Origin of the sequence: Nonomuraea dietziae, from assembly GCF_014195505.1 — a bacterium.
Taxonomy (GTDB): Bacteria; Actinomycetota; Actinomycetes; order Streptosporangiales; family Streptosporangiaceae; genus Nonomuraea; species Nonomuraea roseola.
This window is the reverse complement of the sequence record NZ_JACIBV010000001.1, coordinates 2,593,845-2,611,929: the sequence shown is the minus strand read 5'-3', so window position 1 is coordinate 2,611,929 and position 18,085 is coordinate 2,593,845. Positions and strand designations below refer to the sequence as shown.

16 protein-coding genes are annotated in these 18,085 nt (G+C 69.7%); 9 read left to right on the top strand and 7 right to left on the bottom strand.

Annotated elements, in window-relative coordinates:
- Positions 1-6: 6 nt before the first annotated feature.
- Positions 7-738: a PadR family transcriptional regulator gene (locus tag FHR33_RS12590; protein WP_183646343.1), complete on the bottom strand. Its 732-nt coding sequence runs from the start codon at positions 736-738 to the stop codon at positions 7-9.
- A 307-nt stretch (positions 739-1,045) separates the two neighbouring features.
- Here FHR33_RS12590 and FHR33_RS12585 point away from each other — a divergent pair, with 307 nt between their 5' ends.
- Both FHR33_RS12585 and acnA read left to right on the top strand, forming a co-directional pair.
- Positions 1,046-1,771, top strand: coding sequence for a metal-dependent hydrolase (locus FHR33_RS12585; protein ID WP_183646341.1), 726 nt, complete (start codon positions 1,046-1,048; stop codon positions 1,769-1,771).
- 145 nt (positions 1,772-1,916) lie between these two features.
- Complete coding sequence (acnA, locus tag FHR33_RS12580; protein ID WP_376773283.1) at positions 1,917-4,694, top strand: aconitate hydratase AcnA; 2,778 nt, start codon at positions 1,917-1,919, stop codon at positions 4,692-4,694.
- 28 nt (positions 4,695-4,722) lie between these two features.
- On the opposite strand, the gene FHR33_RS12575 is transcribed toward acnA, so the two are convergent.
- Positions 4,723-4,908, bottom strand: a complete 186-nt coding sequence (locus FHR33_RS12575) for a hypothetical protein (RefSeq protein ID WP_183646337.1) — start codon at positions 4,906-4,908, stop codon at positions 4,723-4,725.
- 77 nt (positions 4,909-4,985) lie between these two features.
- Positions 4,986-5,765, bottom strand: coding sequence for a neutral zinc metallopeptidase (locus FHR33_RS12570; RefSeq protein ID WP_183646336.1), 780 nt, complete (start codon positions 5,763-5,765; stop codon positions 4,986-4,988).
- Positions 5,766-5,785: 20 nt separating this feature from the next.
- On the opposite strand from FHR33_RS12570, the gene FHR33_RS12565 reads away from it, so the two are divergent.
- From FHR33_RS12565 to FHR33_RS12545, 5 genes are all read left to right on the top strand, one after another.
- Positions 5,786-6,508 (top strand): sulfite exporter TauE/SafE family protein, encoded by a 723-nt coding sequence (locus FHR33_RS12565; RefSeq protein ID WP_246451801.1) that lies wholly within the window; start codon positions 5,786-5,788, stop codon positions 6,506-6,508.
- A 301-nt stretch (positions 6,509-6,809) separates the two neighbouring features.
- Positions 6,810-7,937, top strand: coding sequence for a sugar ABC transporter substrate-binding protein (locus FHR33_RS12560; RefSeq protein ID WP_183646334.1), 1,128 nt, complete (start codon positions 6,810-6,812; stop codon positions 7,935-7,937).
- Between the two features lie 50 nt (positions 7,938-7,987).
- A complete protein-coding gene (locus FHR33_RS12555) occupies positions 7,988-8,752 on the top strand; it encodes an ATP-binding cassette domain-containing protein (RefSeq protein ID WP_183646332.1) in 765 nt (254 codons plus the stop codon).
- Complete coding sequence (locus tag FHR33_RS12550) at positions 8,749-10,008, top strand: sugar ABC transporter permease (RefSeq protein ID WP_183646328.1); 1,260 nt, start codon at positions 8,749-8,751, stop codon at positions 10,006-10,008. The genes FHR33_RS12555 and FHR33_RS12550 overlap by 4 nt, the downstream gene beginning before the upstream one ends.
- Before the next feature lie 35 nt (positions 10,009-10,043).
- Complete coding sequence (locus FHR33_RS12545) at positions 10,044-11,249, top strand: ROK family transcriptional regulator (protein WP_183646326.1); 1,206 nt, start codon at positions 10,044-10,046, stop codon at positions 11,247-11,249.
- Here FHR33_RS12545 and FHR33_RS12540 read toward each other — a convergent pair.
- The 3 genes from FHR33_RS12540 to FHR33_RS12530 form a co-directional block, all read right to left on the bottom strand.
- The gene (locus tag FHR33_RS12540) at positions 11,246-12,043 is read right to left on the bottom strand and encodes a neutral zinc metallopeptidase (RefSeq protein ID WP_183646323.1); all 798 of its coding nucleotides are present in this window, start codon (positions 12,041-12,043) and stop codon (positions 11,246-11,248) included. The two genes, FHR33_RS12545 and FHR33_RS12540, sit on opposite strands and share 4 nt — an antisense overlap.
- Positions 12,044-12,133: 90 nt before the next feature.
- Positions 12,134-12,904 (bottom strand): neutral zinc metallopeptidase, encoded by a 771-nt coding sequence (locus FHR33_RS12535; protein ID WP_183646320.1) that lies wholly within the window; start codon positions 12,902-12,904, stop codon positions 12,134-12,136.
- A gap of 64 nt (positions 12,905-12,968) precedes the next feature.
- Entirely contained in the window at positions 12,969-13,805 is an 837-nt protein-coding gene (locus tag FHR33_RS12530; protein ID WP_183646317.1) for a neutral zinc metallopeptidase, read from the bottom strand.
- Between the two features lie 117 nt (positions 13,806-13,922).
- On the opposite strand from FHR33_RS12530, the gene dxs reads away from it, so the two are divergent.
- Positions 13,923-15,812 (top strand): 1-deoxy-D-xylulose-5-phosphate synthase, encoded by a 1,890-nt coding sequence (dxs, locus tag FHR33_RS12525; RefSeq protein WP_376773137.1) that lies wholly within the window; start codon positions 13,923-13,925, stop codon positions 15,810-15,812.
- On the opposite strand, the gene FHR33_RS12520 is transcribed toward dxs, so the two are convergent.
- Positions 15,754-16,395: a DedA family protein gene (locus FHR33_RS12520; RefSeq protein ID WP_183646314.1), complete on the bottom strand. Its 642-nt coding sequence runs from the start codon at positions 16,393-16,395 to the stop codon at positions 15,754-15,756. The genes dxs and FHR33_RS12520 overlap by 59 nt on opposite strands.
- Positions 16,396-16,536: 141 nt before the next feature.
- Here FHR33_RS12520 and FHR33_RS12515 point away from each other — a divergent pair, with 141 nt between their 5' ends.
- Positions 16,537-17,997: an amino acid permease gene (locus FHR33_RS12515; RefSeq protein ID WP_183660032.1), complete on the top strand. Its 1,461-nt coding sequence runs from the start codon at positions 16,537-16,539 to the stop codon at positions 17,995-17,997.
- The last annotated feature ends 88 nt before the right edge of the window (positions 17,998-18,085 follow it).

The window sequence follows — 18,085 nt, the reverse complement described above, 5'->3', positions numbered from 1 at the left end:
GGGAGGTCACTCCTCGTCGGGGTCGCCGTCGGCCAGGATCTGGTAGAGCTTGCGGCGCGTCTCGACCAGCGCCTTGCGGGCCTCGCGCACCTGTGCCTCCGTGCCGGAGTGCAGGATCTGCATCATCGCGAAAGCCGACTGCTTGGCGATGTCCATCAACTCGGCCGAGTTGTCGTCGATGTCGGGGCGCATGGCGTCCCATGGCGCGCGGACCTCTTCGGGATGCTCGGCGATGTAGGCCTGCCCCGCCTCGGTGAGGCGGAAGGTCTTGCGGCCCTCGTTCTCCTCGGCGATCACCAGGCCCTCGTCGGTGAGCTGTTGGAGGGCCGGGTAGACGGCGCCGGGGCTGGGCTTCCAGCCACCCTCGCTGCGCTCGGCGATCTCCTGGATGACCTGGTAGCCGTTGCGCGGCTCCTCGGCGAGCAGGGCGAGGATGGCGGCGCGGACGTCGCCGCGCTTGGCCTTGCGGCCGCTGCCGCCGAATCCGTGACGCCCGAACGGCCCACCAGGACCGCCCCAAGGGCCTCTGCCGAACTCGAAGGGGAACGGGCCTGGCCTGCCTCTTCCTCGCTGCCGGTGTTCGTGCGGGCCGCCCTCGTGCGGCGGTCCCTGCCTCTGGTGGTGATGGCCGCCGTGCTGCCACGCCCCGGCCATCATGCGGAACGCCTCGCGGGCGGCCCTCTTCATCTCGCGGGGGTCGGCCCACTGGCCGCCGCCCATTGCCTGTGCGGAACTCATGGTGTGTTCTCCGTTCTTACGCGATCGGCTTTCGACCGCTCTCGATGCTTCAAAGATATATCGCTGACATTCTGAAGGCAAGGCCGGTTCCGGGACAGCTGTGGAGGAGTGGCGCAGAGTGACCTAGATCACGAAAAAGTCGCGGAATTCGGGAACATGGATGGGACGGGGGCCGTTATCTAGAGCAGACGAGGTCGTTCCGCGTCGGCAGGGCTGGGGGGTGCTGTCGCCGCGGTAGCGACCTCGTCTTTTTTGTCCCCGTCTCCCGCACGCGCTTTGCTCTACGATGACGTAGCGTGATCTTGACATGATGGGGCACACGCACGCGCTGACCGGAGCCGCCGCCTGGCTGGGCCTTGCGCCCGTCTTCGCCGCGCTTCCGCTGGTGAACGAGTCGAGCAGGTTCATCGAGACGGGCATCATGGCGGGCGCCCTGACCCCCGCCGAACTCATCGCGGGCGCGCTGGTGTGCGCGGGCGCGGCGATGCTGCCCGACCTCGATCACCCCAGCGCCACCATCGCCCAGACCTTCGGCCCCGTGACCTGGCTGCTCAGCAAGGTGGTCTCGTGGCTGTCGGGCGGGCACAGGGGGGCCACGCACTCGCTGGCCTTCGCCGTGGCGGCGGGGTTCGGCGCGCACTACCTGGCCGGCACCTATCCGATCGGCAGGGACATCATGGTCGTCCTGCTCATCGGCCTGTCCCTGCGCGCGATCGGCATCGGCATCCCCGGCAACAAGATGGGCTCGGCGATGGTCAACATCGGGCTCACCGCCGGGCTCTACGTCGTGTTCATGTCGCTGGATGTGGGCTACGCGTGGCTGGGGCTGGCGGTCGGGATCGGCTCGCTCATCCATGTGGTCGGCGACTGCATGACCGAGCGGGGCTGTCCCGTGCTGTGGCCGATGGCCTACAAGTTCATGCTGCCGTGGAAGATCGGCATCAAGACCGGCAAGAAATTCGAGCAGAAGATTCTCGCGCCGGTACTTTCCGTGGCGATTGTCGGCCTCCTGTTCTGGCGCCTCGCGTACTAGCGGGTAACTTGATGTCGAGATACTTGGCCGGATATCTTGATGTCGAGAGACCTGCCCCACCTCCTGGTTAGGGTGACCTAACGTCATGGGAGGTCGCATGGTGCGGCAGGATTTGTGACTGAGAACTTGTCTAACGAGGAGGCGAATCACCGTGTCCGCGAACAGCTTCGGCAGCCGTGACACGCTACGCGTCGGCGACGCGTCGTATGAGATTTTCCGGCTTGATGCCGTCGAGGGCGCTGCCCGCCTCCCCTACAGCCTGAAGATCCTGCTGGAGAACCTCCTCCGCACCGAGGACGGCGCGAACATCACCGCCGACCACATCCGTGCGCTGGGCCAGTGGGACCCGAGCGCGACGCCGAGCGTGGAGATCCAGTTCACGCCCGCGCGCGTCATCATGCAGGACTTCACCGGAGTGCCCTGCGTGGTCGACCTGGCCACGATGCGCGAGGCCGTACGCGACCTGGGCGGCGACCCCGCCCGCATCAACCCGCTGGCCCCTGCCGAGATGGTCATCGACCACTCGGTCATCGTCGACTTCTTCGGCCACCCCGACTCCTTCCAGCGCAACGTGCAGAGGGAGTACGAGCGCAACCGCGAGCGCTACCAGTTCCTGCGCTGGGGCCAGACGGCCTTCGACGAGTTCAAGGTGGTGCCGCCTGGCACCGGCATCGTCCACCAGGTCAACATCGAGCACCTGGCCCGCGTGGTCATGACCCGCGACGGCAAGGCCTACCCCGACACCTGCGTCGGCACCGACTCCCACACCACGATGGAGAACGGCATCGGCGTGCTCGGCTGGGGCGTCGGCGGCATCGAGGCCGAGGCCGCGATGCTCGGCCAGCCGATCTCGATGCTGATCCCGCGCGTGGTCGGCTTCAAGCTCACCGGCAAGCTGCCGGCCGGCGCGACCGCCACCGACCTGGTGCTCACCATCACCGAGATGCTGCGCAAGCACGGCGTGGTCGGCAAGTTCGTCGAGTTCTACGGCGAGGGCGTCTCCTCGGTGCCGCTGGCCAACAGGGCCACGATCGGCAACATGAGCCCCGAGTTCGGCTCGACCTGCGCGATCTTCCCGATTGACGGCCAGACCATCGACTACCTGCGCCTGACCGGCCGCTCCGAGGAGCAGATCGCCCTCACCGAGGCCTACGCCAAGCAGCAGGGCCTCTGGCTCGACCCCTCGGCCGAGGAGCCGGTCTTCTCCGAGTACATCGAGCTCGACCTGGCCACGGTCGTCCCCTCGATCGCCGGCCCGAAGCGCCCGCAGGACCGCATCGCGCTGAGCGACGCCAAGAGCGCCTGGCGCGCGGCCGTCAAGGACTACGCGACGGAGACCGACTTCGGCCCCGCCGACGAGGCCTCGGCCGAGTCCTTCCCCGCCTCCGACTCCCCGGCGATCAGCCACGACGGCAACGGCGACCAGCCGCACGCCCCCGCGCTGAACGGCTCGCGCCCGCACAAGAAGGTGCCGGTCACCCTGGCCGACGGCACCTCCTTCGAGATCGACCACGGCATCGTCTCGATCGCCGCGATCACCTCGTGCACCAACACCTCCAACCCGTTCGTCATGCTCGGCGCGGCCCTGCTGGCGCGCAACGCGGTGGAGAAGGGCCTGACCCGCAAGCCGTGGGTCAAGACCTCGCTGGCCCCCGGCTCGCAGGTCGTCACCGGCTACTTCGAGCGCTCGGGGCTCCAGCCGTACCTCGACAAGATCGGTTTCAACCTGGTCGGCTACGGCTGCACCACCTGCATCGGCAACTCCGGCCCGCTGCCCGAGGAGATCTCGGCCGCCGTGCAGGAGCACGACCTGGCCGTCACCGCGGTCCTGTCGGGCAACCGCAACTTCGAGGGCCGCATCAACCCCGACGTGAAGATGAACTACCTGGCCTCGCCGCCGCTGGTGGTCGCCTACGCGCTCGCGGGCACGATGGACATCGACCTCGACAACGAGCCGCTCGGCACCGGCACCGACGGGCAGCCGGTCTTCCTCAAGGACATTTGGCCCTCGCCCGAGGAGGTCGCCGAGGTCGTCAACTCCTCGATCGGCCGCGAGATGTTCGAGCGCGACTACGCCGACGTCTTCAAGGGCGACGAGACCTGGCAGTCGCTGCCGATCCCGACCGGCAACACCTTCGAGTGGGACCCCGCCTCCACCTACGTGCGCAAGGCGCCCTACTTCGAGGGCATGCCGGAGAAGCCCGAGCCCGTCACCGACATCACCGGGGCCCGCGTCCTGGTCAAGGTCGGCGACTCGGTCACCACCGACCACATCTCGCCCGCGGGCTCGATCAAGCCCGGCACCCCCGCCGCGCAGTACCTGCAGGCCAACGGCGTCGAGGTCAAGGACTTCAACTCCTACGGCTCCCGGCGCGGCAACCACGAGGTCATGATCCGCGGCACGTTCGCCAACATCCGCCTGCGCAACCAGATCGCGCCGGGCACCGAGGGCGGCTACACCCGCGACTTCACCCAGGCCGACGGCCCGGTGTCGTTCATCTACGACGCCTCGGTCAACTACGCCTCCAAGGGCACGCCGCTGGTCGTCCTGGCCGGCAAGGAGTACGGCTCGGGCTCCTCGCGCGACTGGGCCGCCAAGGGCACCGCGCTGCTCGGCGTCAGGGCCGTCATCGCCGAGTCCTACGAGCGCATCCACCGCTCCAACCTGATCGGCATGGGCGTCCTGCCGCTGCAGTTCCCCGAGGGACAGACGGCGCAGTCGCTGGGCCTGACCGGCGAGGAGAGCTTCGACATCACCGGTGTCGAGGCGCTCAACCAGGGCTCGATCCCGGGCACCGTGCACGTGAAGGCGGGCGAGGTCGAGTTCGACGCGGTCGTCCGCATCGACACGCCCGGCGAGGCCGACTACTACCGTCACGGCGGCATCATGCAGTACGTGCTGCGCTCGCTGCTGGCCAAGTAGGGGGACTTCCCGCTCCCGCACCCGGCCATCAGCCGGGGGCGGGCGGCGGGAGCCCGGCCATGCGCCGGGCGGGCGCGACCCTCAACGCGCCCCACTCGGGGGAACCACCCGATCTGACCGACGCCCCGCGCACCACCCCGCGCGGGGCGTCGGCGTTCTCCGCGCCCCCGCCCCTCGCCGCTGCGATGGCACGCGCGTCGGCGCGGTGCGTCACGAGACCCTGCGATGGCACGCGCCTCTGCGCGGCCCTGTCACGAGACCCTGCGATGGCACGCGCCTCTGCGCGGCCCGTCACGAGACCCTGGACGGCGGTGCCGACCAGGTGTCGCACGCCGAGGGCGACACCGCCGCGTAGCCGCGTCCGAGCCAGTACGCGCGGCTGGCGCCCTTGCCGTGGCTGCGGCGCCCCTCGGGCTCGTCCCCGCTCGCCCTCACCGCCTCGACGAGCGCCGTCCAGTCGGCGGGGGAGCGGCCGAGCGAGCGCCACACGCTTGCGGTGAACACCCCCGCCAGGCAGTCGGCCTGCAGCTCGTAGCGCCTGCCCAGCTCGGCCTGGTCGCCCCTGCGGGCGCGCACCAGCCTCTCGTAGGCGCTCCTGACGCCCGCCTGCTGCTGCACGTGGTGACCGTACTCGTGGGCGGCGATCTTCAACGGGTACAGGTCGGTGCGCCCCTCGATCCACGGGCCCTCGAGGGGGAAGACGAGCGTGGCGCGCCGGGTGCAGTAGAAGGCCGCCGCCCCGCCCGGCCACGGCAGCCCGCACACCTCGTCCTGCGGCTGCTCGAAGTACAGGACCCTGGGAGCGCGGTAGCGCAGGCCCGCCCTGCGGAAGTGCGCCGACCACCCGGTGTCCATGCACCTGACGATCGCGGTGAGGTACTCCTTCGATCGGGGGATGCCACCCGAGATCAGCGGCGGCTCGGGACAGGAGGCGGCGCGCAGCGCGCCGGTCCCGTGCAGCCGTCCCGGCGGGCCTGCCTGCGCCTGGCCGTGAGCGGGCGGGACGGCGAGAGCACCGGTCGTGACCAGGGCGAGGGCGCAGGGGGCGACCCGGCGAAGGAGGATTCTCACGACCCTGGAGCATAGAGCCCATGACAGACGCGGTGTTGATCCTGATTCTGGCGGGTTTGGCGGTGTTTGTGGGGGCGGTTGTTCAGGGAAGCATCGGGTTCGGCCTGGGCCTGGTCGCCGCTCCCGTCCTGACGATGCTCGACCCCGCCCTCATGCCGGGCTCGATCCAGGTGGTCAACGCCACGTTGCCGCTGTTCACGCTGGCCGTGGAGTGGCGCAGGGCGGACTGGAGGGGACTGGGCTTCGCGCTGCTCGGCCGGCTGCCAGGCAGCGCGATCGGCGCCGTCATCGTCGTCCACGTCTCCGCCACGTCCCTCGGCGTCTTCGTCGGGATCATGGTGCTGATCGCCGTGGCGCTGACCGCACGGGCGATGGCGGTGCCGCGCAACGGCTGGACGACCACCGCGGCGGGCTTCGCCTCGGGTGTCACGGGGACCGCCACCGGCATCGGGGGGCCGCCGATGGGGCTGGTCTACCAGAACGCCAGGGGCCCGGAGATCCGCGCGACGCTGGCCGCCTTCTTCTTCCTCAGCGCCTGTCAGTCGCTGCTCATCCTCTGGTGGGTGGACCGGCTGCCGGTCAGGGCGCTGTGGTCGGGCGCGCTGCTGATCCCGTTCCTGGTCGTGGGGTTCCTCGTCTCCGGGCCGCTGCGCCGCCACCTCGACGGCGGCGGGGTCAGGCGCGCCGTCCTCGTGGTGGCGGCGCTCTCCGCGCTGGCGCTGGTCGCGCAGAGCCTGCTGTGAGCGCGGCCCGCCCTCCCCGCAGGTCTTCGTCTTCACCGAGCCGAGCCCGACCTGGGGGCGGCGCGCCGGCGCCTTGTCCGGCGGGGGAGCGTCGCCGCTTCGTGGCGCTGGGCGAACGCCGGTTACCCGGGCGTTTCTGGATTGTTACCCGCCACAACAAACTCGCCCTGCTGTGGGTCTTCCAAAGCAGGCCGAGGCGGAATACGTTGCCGCAAACAACATTCACCGCGTACGGCAGGCGCCGCCGTACGCGGGCGGAGCAACCCCCCATCCGTTCCCCCTGAGAAAGGACCCGTGCACCATGCGCAAGGGGATCCTCAGCCTGACCGCCGCGGTAGCGGCGACGACCCTCGGTCTCACCGCGTGCGGGGGCGACAGCGGTGGCACCACCCAGGCCAGTCCTGCCCAGTCCAGCGCGGCGCCCGCCTCCAGCGCGGCCGCCGCGGGCAAGATCGGCGTCATCCTTCCCGACAGCAAGTCCTCGGCCAGGTGGGAGACCGCGGACCGCAAGTACCTGGAAGAGGCCTTCAAGGCCGCGGGCGTCGCCTACGACATCCAGAACGCCCAGGGCGACAAGAACGCCTTCCAGACGATCGCCGACCAGATGATCACCAACGGCGCGACCGTGCTGATGATCGTCAACCTCGACTCGGGCACCGGCAAGGCCGTGCTCAGCAAGGCCAAGGCGCAGGGCGTGGCCACCATCGACTACGACAGGCTGACGCTCGGCGGCGGCGCGGCCTACTACGTCAGCTTCGACAACACCAAGGTCGGCACCCTGCAGGGTGAGGGCCTGTCGAAGTGCCTGGCCGACAAGAAGGCCGACAAGCCCATGGTCGCCTACCTCAACGGCTCGCCCACCGACAACAACGCGACGCTGTTCAAGGCCGGCTACGACGGCGTGCTCAAGCCGAAGTTCGACTCGGGCGAGTACGTCAAGGGCCCTGAAGAGTCGGTGCCCGACTGGGACAACGCCAAGGCCGGCACCATCTTCGAGCAGATGCTCACCGGCGAGCCGAAGATCGCGGGCGTGCTCGCGGCCAACGACGGCCTCGGCAACGCCGCCATCACCGTGCTGAAGAAGAACAACCTCAACGGCAAGGTGCCGGTCACCGGCCAGGACGCCACCGTCCAGGGTCTGCAGAACATCCTCGCCGGCGACCAGTGCATGACGGTCTACAAGGCGATCAAGAAGGAGGCCGACGCGGCGGCCGCGCTGGCGGTCTCCCTGGCCAAGGGTGAGAAGCCCTCGGCCACCGGCACGGTCAAGGACACCGAGAGCGGTCAGGACGTGCCCGCCGTGCTGCTCGACCCCCAGGGGATCTTCTTCGACAGCGTGAAGGACGTCGTGGCCGACGGTTTCGTCACCAAGGACGAGCTGTGCACGGGCGAGTTCGCCGCCAAGTGCACCGAGGCCGGAATCCAGTAAACGCGGTCAGGGGTACGGCTGGCGGCAGCCGTACCCCTGCGGAGGAGCATATGAACCCCGTTCTTGAAGTGAGAGGGATCGACAAGAGTTTCGGTCCCGTCCAGGTCCTGCACGACGTCACCTTCGCCGCTTACAGGGGCGAGATCACCGCACTGGTCGGCGACAACGGCGCGGGCAAGTCCACGCTGGTCAAGTGCATCGGCGGCATCTACCCGATCGACGCGGGCGACTACCTCTTCGACGGCGAGCAGGTGCACGTCGGCGGCCCCCGCGACGCGGGCGAGCTGGGCATCGAGATCGTCTACCAGGACCTCGCGCTCTGCGACAACCTCGACATCGTCCAGAACATGTTCCTGGGCAGGGAGCGCAGGAGCGGGCTGGTGCTCGACGAGGCCACGATGGAGGAGATGGCCCAGCAGACCCTCACCAGCCTGTCGGTCAGGACCGTGAAGTCCATCAGGCAGCAGGTCTCCAGCCTCTCGGGCGGGCAGCGGCAGACCGTCGCCATCGCCAAGGCCGTGCTGTGGAACAGCAAGGTCGTCATCCTCGACGAGCCCACCGCCGCGCTCGGCGTCGCGCAGACCGCGCAGGTGCTCGAACTGGTCCGCAGGCTCGCCGACAAGGGTCTGGCGGTCGTGCTGATCTCGCACAACATGAACGACGTGTTCGCCGTCTCCGACCGGATCGCCGCGCTCTACCTCGGGCGGATGGCAGCCCAGGTCAAGACCGCCGATGTGACCCACGCGCAGGTCGTCGAACTCATCACCTCGGGGCGCAGCGGAGACCTGGGCCTCACGAACGGGGTCTCGACATGAGCAAGCTCCTGGCCAACGACGAGGCCATCGTCACCGCGGTGCGGCAGCCCTCCATCGGCAACAGTGCCCGCGCCTACACCGAGAGGGTGCGCGGCGGCGACATGGGCGCGCTGCCCGCCGTGCTCGGCCTGGTCGTGCTCTGCACCGTCTTCGCGCTGCTGCGGCCCACCTTCCTCACCCCCGTCAACTTCGCCAACCTCTTCACCCAGGGCGGCCAGATCACCGTCATCGCCATGGGCCTGGTCTTCGTCCTGCTGCTGGGCGAGATCGACCTGTCGGCGGGCTTCGCCAGCGGCGTGTGCGCCGCCGTGCTCGCCGTGACGCTGACCGACATGGGCATGCCCTGGTACGTCAGCGTGCTGGCGGCCATCCTCACCGGTGTCCTCATCGGCCTGGTGCTGGGCGTGCTGGTGGCCAAACTCGGCATACCCTCCTTCATCGTCACGCTGGCGGGCTTCCTCGCCTTCCAGGGCGTGCTGCTCGTGCTCCTGGAGGAGGGCACCAACATCTCCATCCGCGACGAGACGATCCTGGCCATCGCCAACAGGAACCTCACCCCGATGCTCGGCTGGGGCCTGTTCCTGGTCGGGGTCGGCGGCTACGCGGCCGTCCAGGTCGTCAGGTCGCTGAAGCGGTCGCGGCGCGGCCTGGTCGCCGACCCCGCCTCGCTGATCGCCGCGCGCGTCGGCACGATGGCGGTGATCGCCGGTCTCGCGGTCTACGTGCTCAACCTGGAGCGCAGCCGCAACCCCGGCCTGGTCTCGCTCACCGGCGTGCCCATCGTGGTGCCGATCGTGCTGGCCCTGCTGGTCGTGTGGACGTTCGTGCTGCGCCGTACCGCCTTCGGCAGGCACATCTACGCGGTCGGCGGCAACGCGGAGGCCTCGCGCAGGGCGGGCATCAACGTGGACCGGATCAAGATCAGCGCGTTCGTGATCTGCTCCGGCATCGCGGCGATCGGCGGCATCATCGCCGCCTCCAGGGGCGCCTCCGTCGACCCGAACACCGGCGGCAGCCAGGTGCTGCTCTACGCCGTCGGCGCCGCCGTGATCGGCGGCACCAGCCTGTTCGGCGGCAAGGGCCGCGTGATGGACGCCGTCCTCGGCGGCGCGGTCATCGCGGTCATCGACAACGGCATGGGTCTCATGGGCTACGGCTCCAGCGTCAAGTACATCGTCACGGGATCGGTGCTTCTGCTGGCGGCAGGGGTGGACGCGCTCGCCCGTCGTAGGGCGGCCGCCGCTGGTCTAAGGTGATCAGCGACTTCGGCACGGCAAAGGATCCACTGACGATGCGAGCGGGCCCGTCCCAGGAGGAGATCAGGCGTCACAACCTCGGCGCGCTGCTTCGCCATGTCCACCTGGGCGGGCCCACCTCCAGGGCCGAGCTGACCTCCAGGATGGGCCTGAACCGCAGCACGATCATGGCCCTCACCTCCGACCTGACCGCCGCGGGCCTGGTGCGCGAGGAACTGCCGCGCGAGACGGGCAGGGCCGGTCGCCCCTCGCTCGTGGTGCGGCCCGAGTCCTCGCGGGTCTACGTCTTCGCCTTCGACGTCGGCCCCGACCGGCTCGCGGCGGCCCGGGTCGGGCTGGGCGGGGTGATCCTCGACCGGCGCGAGTCCGTACGGCGGCGCGGCGCCTTCGACCTGGAGGAGGTCGTCGGCGCGCTGGCGGCCTTCGCCAGGCAGATGCACCGCAAGACCCGCGCGGACACCGTCTGCGTGGGAGCGGCGGCCGCGGTCTCGGGCGGCGTGGACAGGAGCGACGGGGTCGTCAGGTACGGCCCCAACCTCCTGCAGGCGGAGGCCCCCTTCGGCGAGGCGCTGGCCAGGAAGCTGGGCCTCGGCCTGCAGGTCAGCGTCGGCAACGACGCCAACCTCGGCGCGCTGGCCGAGCACACCAGGGGCGTCGGCGTGTCCGTGAGAGACCTGATCTACCTGCACGGCGACGTCGGCGTGGGCGGAGGGGTGATCGCGGGCGGGCACCTGCTCGGCGGGCACGAGGGGTTCGGCGGCGAGGTGGGCCACATGGTGGTCCACCCCGGCGGACGGCTGTGCGGGTGCGGCTCGCACGGCTGCCTGGAGGCCGAGGTGGGGGAGCGGGCGCTGCTGGAGGCGGCGGGCCGCACCACCGAGGGGCCCCTCGGACGCGACGCGGTCAGGGCCGTGGTCGACGCCGCCGACAGGGGTGACATCGTGGCGCAGGCCGCGCTGAGCCGCGTGGGCGACTGGCTCGGCCTCGGCGTGGCCAACCTGGTCAACATCTTCAACCCGGAGATGGTGATCTTCGGAGGGATGCTGCGCGAGGTCTATCTCGGCTCGGCCGCCCAGGTGCGCAGCCGCCTCGCGATCGACGCGCTGCCCGCCCACAGGGAGAAGCTGCGGCTGCGCACCTCCGAGCTGGCCGACGACGCCACGCTGGTCGGCGCGGCCGAGCTGGCCTTCGCGCACGTGCTGGCCGATCCGCTCGAGGCGCTGGCCAGGGTGGGCGGCTAGGAGACCTTGGAGGCGGGGGCCGTCCAGGTGTTGCACGAGGCGGGGTCGGCGGTGCGAAAACCCCTGTCGAGCCAGTCGGCGATGTTGCGGCCCTTGCCGTGGTCGCGCACCTTGCTCACCTCGTCGCCGCTCTGCCTGTCGATGAGCAGCAGCTCCTGCCAGTCGGCGTCCGTGCGGTCGAGGGAGTCCCAGACGCTGCCGATGAAGACGCCCGCCAGGCACTCGGCCTGAAGCTCGAAGCGGCGGGTCTGCTCGAGCTCCTCCTTCCTGCCGCTGAAGGGCTCGTACTCGAAGGCACGGGTGATGCCCGTCAGGTTCTGGACGTGGTGGGCGTACTCGTGGGCCACCGTGTCGAACAGGAACAGGTCGTAGGGATACTCCAGCGCCTTCTTGTCCAGCACGATGGTGAAACGCCGTTCAGGCGTGCAGTAGACGCCCGCCGCGTCGCCCACCTTCTCGTCGCAGAACGTCGCGGTCGGCCTGGTGGTGAAGCTGATGCCCGGCCTGGTGAACTTCACGCCCATCGCGGCGAAGCGCTCACCCCACGAGTTGTTCAGGCACTCGTAGACGCCCATCACGTACCGCCTGGCCGAGGCGCGGTCGTCGGCGGTGATCGCTCTCTCGGGGCAGGAGGAGGCCTTGAGCGGGCCGCCGCCGTACAACGTGTTCTTGGTCAGCCGCGGGCCCTTGATCGGATAGGCGCCCGAGGCGGCTGAGGCGGGGACGGCGGTGCCGCCGACGAGCAGGACGGCCAGCACCACGGTGGCGGCGGCGCCGAGAAAGGGGAATCTCATGGGGCGCATTGTCCAGACATGCGCTTGAAAAATGATTGATGTCCGCGATCAGCTAAGACCGCGGACATCAAGTGAAAAATCACGACATGCTTAGGAGACGCGGGCCTTGGGAGCGCTGAAGGTGTTGCAGGCGTTCGGCGACTCGGCGTCGAAGCCCCTCTTCAGCCAGTAGGCGATGTTGGCAGGCTTGCCGTGGATCCCGTCGTCGAAGCCCGCCTGGGCGACCTTGAGGATGTACTTGAAGTCGAAGTCGCGGCGGCCGAGCGACTGCCACACGCTGCCGATGAAGGCGCCGGAGAAGCACTCGGCCTGCAGCTCGATCCTGCGGGCCTCGTCGTAGATGCGGGCCTTGCTCTTGCCCTTCCTGCGGTCGACGACGTCGATCATGCCGGTCAGCTCCTGGATGTGGTGGCCGTACTCGTGCGCCACGACCTCCATGAGGAACAGCTCGGTGGGCTCGGACAGGATGGCGGGGTCGAGCAGGACCGTCATCTTGCGCTCGGGCGGGCAGTAGAGCGCCTGCGCGCCCGCGGGGAACTTGCCGCACTTGCCGACCGACTGGCCGGCCTTGCTGACGACGCCGAACTTCGGCTTGCTGAAGGGGATCTTCGCCTTGGCGAGCTGACGGCTCCACGAGTCGTTGAGGCAGTCGAGCACGAACTCCAGGTACACCCTGGCACCGTCCAGGTCGTCGCGCTGGATCGGCTGCTCCTGGCACTCCTTGAGCTCCATCGCGCCGCTCTTGTAGACCTTGTTCGAGGTCAGCACCGGCGGGAAGGCGGGGGTGCCCGCGGCAGCCGTACCGGCGAACAGGAGGCTCGCGAGGGCGCCGGAAAGCACGGCGAATAGGGGGGAACGCATAGTCACAGGACTTTAGACCACCAAGCGGTCACGCCGGAAGGCGCGACCGCCGGCGGGGAGCGGGCTAGGAGACGTACTTGGCGGAGACGTTCCAGGTGTTGCACGCGGCGGCGGCACCGTAGTCCCAGCCGCGCTGCATCCACCTGGCCTGGTTACGGCTGGAGCCGTGGTCGTTCTGCGGCCAGATTGAGGCGCCCTTCTCGCCGAACCAGTCGATGATCTGCTGGTAGTAGGCCTCGTCCACGGGCAGCGTGTCCTTGACCGACTTCATGAAGACCGCCGACAGGCACTCGGCCTGCAGCTCGAGACGGCGTGAGTAGGCGAGCTTGCCCGCCTTGCTGGCGCGCCAGTGCACCTGGCCGTACCACGGCATGATGCCGGCGACCTGCTGCACGTGGTGGGCGTACTCGTGCGCCATCAGGCGGCCGATGCCGACGGGCGAAGGATTGCGCAGCTCCGTCTTGGTGATCAACATGTACATGGTCCTGTCGGAGGAGCAGTACACGCCGGAGGCGCCGGTCAGCCACCTGCCGCAGGCGGTGTTGCGCTTGGTCGTGATGATCCGCAGGCGCGGCTTGGAGAAGGGCATCCTGGCCTGCTTGAACTCGGCGGCCCACGCGCGGTTCAGGCAGTTGGTGAAAGCCTGGAGGAAGTGCTTGTAGGCGGCGGTGCTGCCGCGCTGGATCTCGCCGGGAGCGCAGTTGGAGCGCGCGAGCGTCCCCGTCTTGTACAACGGGCTGCTCGTGGCCGCGGCCTTCCCTCGGGGGGGCGCCACCTGCGCGGCCTCCGTGGTGGTGGCGGCGGAGGCCTGGGCGACGCCTGCCGTGCCGACGCCGGCCATGGCCAGCACCAGCCCGGCGGCCACAAGTGACGGAAGTTTCCTCAGGGGGACAGTGTTCATAGTGGGTAAACCCTAGGCCAAGATCGGACAAATCAGGGTGCATTTGACTCCGGTGAGTCATCGCGTGGTCCACGAACTAGACTCGATCCGTTGGCGAGTGGATGAGGGGATGATTCCGTGAGCGGGCTGCTGGCCTCGATCAAGGGACCGCACGACGTCAAACGGCTGGCGGCCGAGGAGCTGCCACAGCTCGCCCAGGAGGTTCGTGATCTGCTGGTCGACTCCTGTGCGAGGAACGGCGGGCACCTGGGCCCCAACCTGGGTGTGGTCGAACTCACCATCGCGCTGCACAGGGTCTTCGACTCGCCGCGCGACCCGATCATCTGGGACACCGGCCACCAGTCCTACGTCCACAAGATGCTCACAGGGCGCTCGGACGGCTTCGACGCGCTCAAGCAGGAGGGCGGCCTGTCCGGCTACCCGAGCCAGGCCGAGTCGCCGCACGACTTCGTGGAGAACTCCCACGCCTCCACCGCCCTGTCCTACGCCGACGGCCTGGCCAAGGCGTTCAAGCTGCGCGGCGAGCGCGACAGGGTGGCGGTCGCGGTGATCGGCGACGGAGCCCTCACCGGCGGCATGGCATGGGAGGCGCTCAACAACATCGCCGCGGTCAAGGACCTGCCGTGCGTGATCGTCGTCAACGACAACGGCCGCTCTTACTCGCCCACCATCGGCGGGCTGGCCACGCACCTGGCCAAGCTGCGGGTCAACCGCCGCTACGAGGACATGCTCGAGTTCGTCAAGAACAAGATCGGAAACGTTCCCGTCGTCTACGACGCGCTGCACGGCTTCAAGAAGGGCGTCAAGGACGTCCTGGCGCCCCAGGTGATGTTCGAGGACCTCGGCCTGAAGTACGTCGGCCCGATCGACGGCCACGACGAGCAGGCCGTGGAGGAGGCCCTGCGCAAGGCGCGCGGCTTCGGCGGGCCCGTCATCGTGCACGCCCTCACCCAGAAGGGCCGCGGCTACGCCCCCGCGGAGAACCACGACGAGGACCAGTTCCACTCGCCCGGCGCCTTCGACAGGGCCACGGGCGTGGAGAAGCCCAAGGGCCGCATCTGGACCAACGTCTTCAGCGAGGAGCTGGTCGCGCTCGGCAAGGAGCGCGACGACCTGGTGGCGATCACCGCCGCCATGCTCCACCCCACGGGTCTCAACGCCTTCGCCGAGGCCTTCCCCGACCGCACCTACGACGTCGGCATCGCCGAGCAGCACGCCCTCACCAGCGCCGCGGGCCTGGCGCTCGGCGGGCTGCACCCGGTCGTCGCCGTCTACGCCACCTTCCTCAACAGGGCCTTCGACCAGCTGCTGATGGACGTCGCCCTGCACCGGCTGCCGGTCACGGTGGTCCTCGACAGGGCGGGCGTCACCGGCGACGACGGAGCCAGCCACAACGGCATGTGGGACCTGTCCATCCTGCAGGTCGTCCCCGGGCTGCGCATCGCGGTACCGCGCGACGGCGAGCGGCTGACCGAGCTGCTGCGCGAGGCGGTCGCAGTGGACGACGCGCCGACCGTGCTGCGCTTCCCCAAGGGCCCCGTGGCCGCCACTGTCGAGGCGGTCGGCAGGCTCGGCGAGATGGACGTGCTGCGCAGCGGCGAGCCCGACGTGCTGCTGGTGGCCGTCGGCCCGATGGCGCAGGCCGCGATGGAGGCCGCCGTGCTGCTCGACGCGCAGGGCATCTCCGCCACCGTGGTCGACCCCCGCTGGGTCAAGCCGCTCGACGACGCGCTCGCCGACGCGGCCGCCGCCCACAAGCTGGTCGCCGTCGTGGAGGACAACGGCAGGGTGGGCGGCGTCGGCGACGCGGTCGCCCGCCTGCTGCGCGACCACGACATCGACGTGCCGGTGCGCACCTTCGGCATCCCGCAGGAGTTCCTCGACCACGCCAAGCGGCCGAAGATCCTGGGCTACGCGGGGCTGACGGGGCAGGACCTCGCCCGCGACATCACCGAGGCGGTCGCGAAGCGGAGCTCGGCTCTGGAGAACCAGCCCGCCCAGGGCTGATCGCCCTGCGCACGGCGGCGGAGACGGCCACGACGACCAGGGCCGCCACCGCCGCCACCGGCAGCAGCAGCTCGGCGTGCTCGCGCACCACGCCGCCTGCGACCGCGCCGAGCGTCACGTAGGTGCTCACCCAGGCGGTGCCGCCGATCACCGCCCACGGCATGAACCTCCTGTACGGCATGCCCAGGGCCCCCGCCACCGCGGGGGTGAGGGCGTGCACCACGGGCAGGTAGTAGGCCACGGCCAGCGCCCACCGGCTGCGCTCGAACAGCTCCTCGGCCCGCTCCCAGCGCTCCTCGCCGATCCTGCGGCCGAGCCTTCCGTGGCGCAGCCGTGGGCCGAGCGTCCTGCCCGCCCAGTGGCCTCCCGAGGCGCCCGCCACGCAGGCCACGACCCCGGCCGCGATGAGCGCCAGGACCTCGGGCGGGCTGCCCGCCGTGGTGCCCGCGACGATGAGCAGCGCGTCACCCGGGACGATGAGGCCGACGCCCACCGAGGCGTCCAGGGTGAGGAAGGCGAGCAGGAGCGGCCACATCAGGACGAGGTCCTGGGCGGCCAGGGTGTCGAGCAGATCGCCGAACATGCCTCTCACCATGGCGGAGCGAGAAGCCCAGGTCATCGGGGCGAACCCCGAGACGACCCGGAGAGACTCCGGCCACAAGGACGAGCCTGCGGGCTGCATGATCGCCCATCGTGAGGGAACGATCACGACGTGGCAGAGATAATGAGGACCAAGAGCGTCGAGCAGTCGATCGAGGACACCGAGGCGCCCGAGCACCGGCTCAAGCGGCGCCTGTCGGCCGTCGACCTGACCGTGTTCGGCATCGGAGTCATCGTCGGCACCGGCATCTTCGTACTGACGGGCAGGGTGGCGAGGGAGACCGCGGGGCCCGCCGTCGCGCTCTCGTTCGTGGTGGCCGCCATCGTGTGCGGCCTGGCCGCGCTCTGCTACGCCGAGTTCGCCTCGACCATCCCGGTCGCGGGCTCGGCCTACACCTTCGCCTTCGCCACGCTCGGCGAGTTCCCCGCCTGGATCATCGGCTGGGACCTGATGCTGGAGATGGCCCTGGCGGGGGCGGTGGTCGCGGTCGGCTGGTCGGGCTACTTCACCTCGCTGCTGGCCACGATCGGCATCCCCCTGCCCGACCTGGCCGGCATCAACTACCCGGCGATGCTGATCGTGGCGATCCTGACCGGCATCCTCGTGGCGGGCATCAAGCTGTCCTCCAGGGTCAACCTCGCCATCGTGGTGATCAAGGTCACGGTGATCCTGCTGGTCATCATCGCGGGCCTCTTCTTCATCCGCACGGCCAACTACACGCCCTTCATCCCGGCCCCCAAGGCCACCCCCGCGGTGGAGGGCCTGGGCGCGCCGCTGATCCAGGTGCTGTTCGGCATCACGCCCGTCGCCTTCGGCGTCATCGGCATCTTCTCCGCGGCGGCGATCGTCTTCTTCGCCTTCATCGGCTTCGACATCGTGGCCACCGCGGCGGAGGAGACCATCGAGCCGCAGCGCGACCTGCCCCGCGGCATCATCGGCTCGCTGGTCATCTGTACGCTGCTCTACGTCGCGGTGTCGCTCGTCGTGGTCGGCATGCAGCCCTACAGCCGGCTCAGCGAGGACGCCCCGCTGGCCGACGCCTTCACCGCCGTCGGTCAGCCGTGGATCGCCGGCCTGATCAGCATCGGCGCCATTGCGGGCCTGACCACCGTGGTCATGATCCTGATGCTCGGCCAGACCAGGGTGCTGTTCGCCATGTGCCGTGACGGGCTGCTGCCGCGCACCCTGGCCAAGGTCCACCCCGTCTACGGCACGCCCGCCAGGATCACGTTGATCGTCGGGTTCGTCACGATGGTGCTGTCGGGGTTCATCTCGCTCGGCGCGCTGGCCGAACTGGTCAACATCGGCACCCTGTTCGCGTTCGTCGTGGTGTCGGCGGGCGTGATCATCCTTCGCCGGACCCGCCCTGACCTGCCGCGCGCCTTCCGGGTGCCCCTGGTGCCCGTGCTGCCGATCGCCTCGGTGCTCGCCTGCCTCTACCTGATGATGAACCTGCCGGTGGAGACGTGGCTGCGGTTCTTCGCCTGGCTGCTGATCGGCGTGGTGATCTACTTCCTGTACGGCTACCGCCACAGCACCGTCCGCGGCTACCGCGCACCAGGGCCGAAGGGCCAGGGCTTCTGACGCAGCGGGCCGAGGGCATGAGGCACCCGGTCGTACAGGTCCGACGGCTGGGCCTCTGCCACGCTCAGCCGCGACCCGGAGGGAACCT

Coding starts and splice junctions, on each gene's coding strand:
- FHR33_RS12540 (WP_183646323.1), bottom strand. CDS start 12,043: ATGAGATTCCCCTTTCTCGGCGCCGCCGCCACCGTGGTGCTGGCCGTC.
- FHR33_RS12550 (WP_183646328.1), top strand. CDS start 8,749: ATGAGCAAGCTCCTGGCCAACGACGAGGCCATCGTCACCGCGGTGCGG.
- FHR33_RS12565 (WP_246451801.1), top strand. CDS start 5,786: ATGACAGACGCGGTGTTGATCCTGATTCTGGCGGGTTTGGCGGTGTTT.
- FHR33_RS12535 (WP_183646320.1), bottom strand. CDS start 12,904: ATGCGTTCCCCCCTATTCGCCGTGCTTTCCGGCGCCCTCGCGAGCCTC.
- FHR33_RS12530 (WP_183646317.1), bottom strand. CDS start 13,805: ATGAACACTGTCCCCCTGAGGAAACTTCCGTCACTTGTGGCCGCCGGG.
- FHR33_RS12515 (WP_183660032.1), top strand. CDS start 16,537: ATGAGGACCAAGAGCGTCGAGCAGTCGATCGAGGACACCGAGGCGCCC.
- FHR33_RS12545 (WP_183646326.1), top strand. CDS start 10,044: ATGCGAGCGGGCCCGTCCCAGGAGGAGATCAGGCGTCACAACCTCGGC.
- FHR33_RS12590 (WP_183646343.1), bottom strand. CDS start 738: ATGAGTTCCGCACAGGCAATGGGCGGCGGCCAGTGGGCCGACCCCCGC.
- FHR33_RS12555 (WP_183646332.1), top strand. CDS start 7,988: ATGAACCCCGTTCTTGAAGTGAGAGGGATCGACAAGAGTTTCGGTCCC.
- FHR33_RS12520 (WP_183646314.1), bottom strand. CDS start 16,395: ATGTTCGGCGATCTGCTCGACACCCTGGCCGCCCAGGACCTCGTCCTG.
- FHR33_RS12585 (WP_183646341.1), top strand. CDS start 1,046: ATGATGGGGCACACGCACGCGCTGACCGGAGCCGCCGCCTGGCTGGGC.
- FHR33_RS12560 (WP_183646334.1), top strand. CDS start 6,810: ATGCGCAAGGGGATCCTCAGCCTGACCGCCGCGGTAGCGGCGACGACC.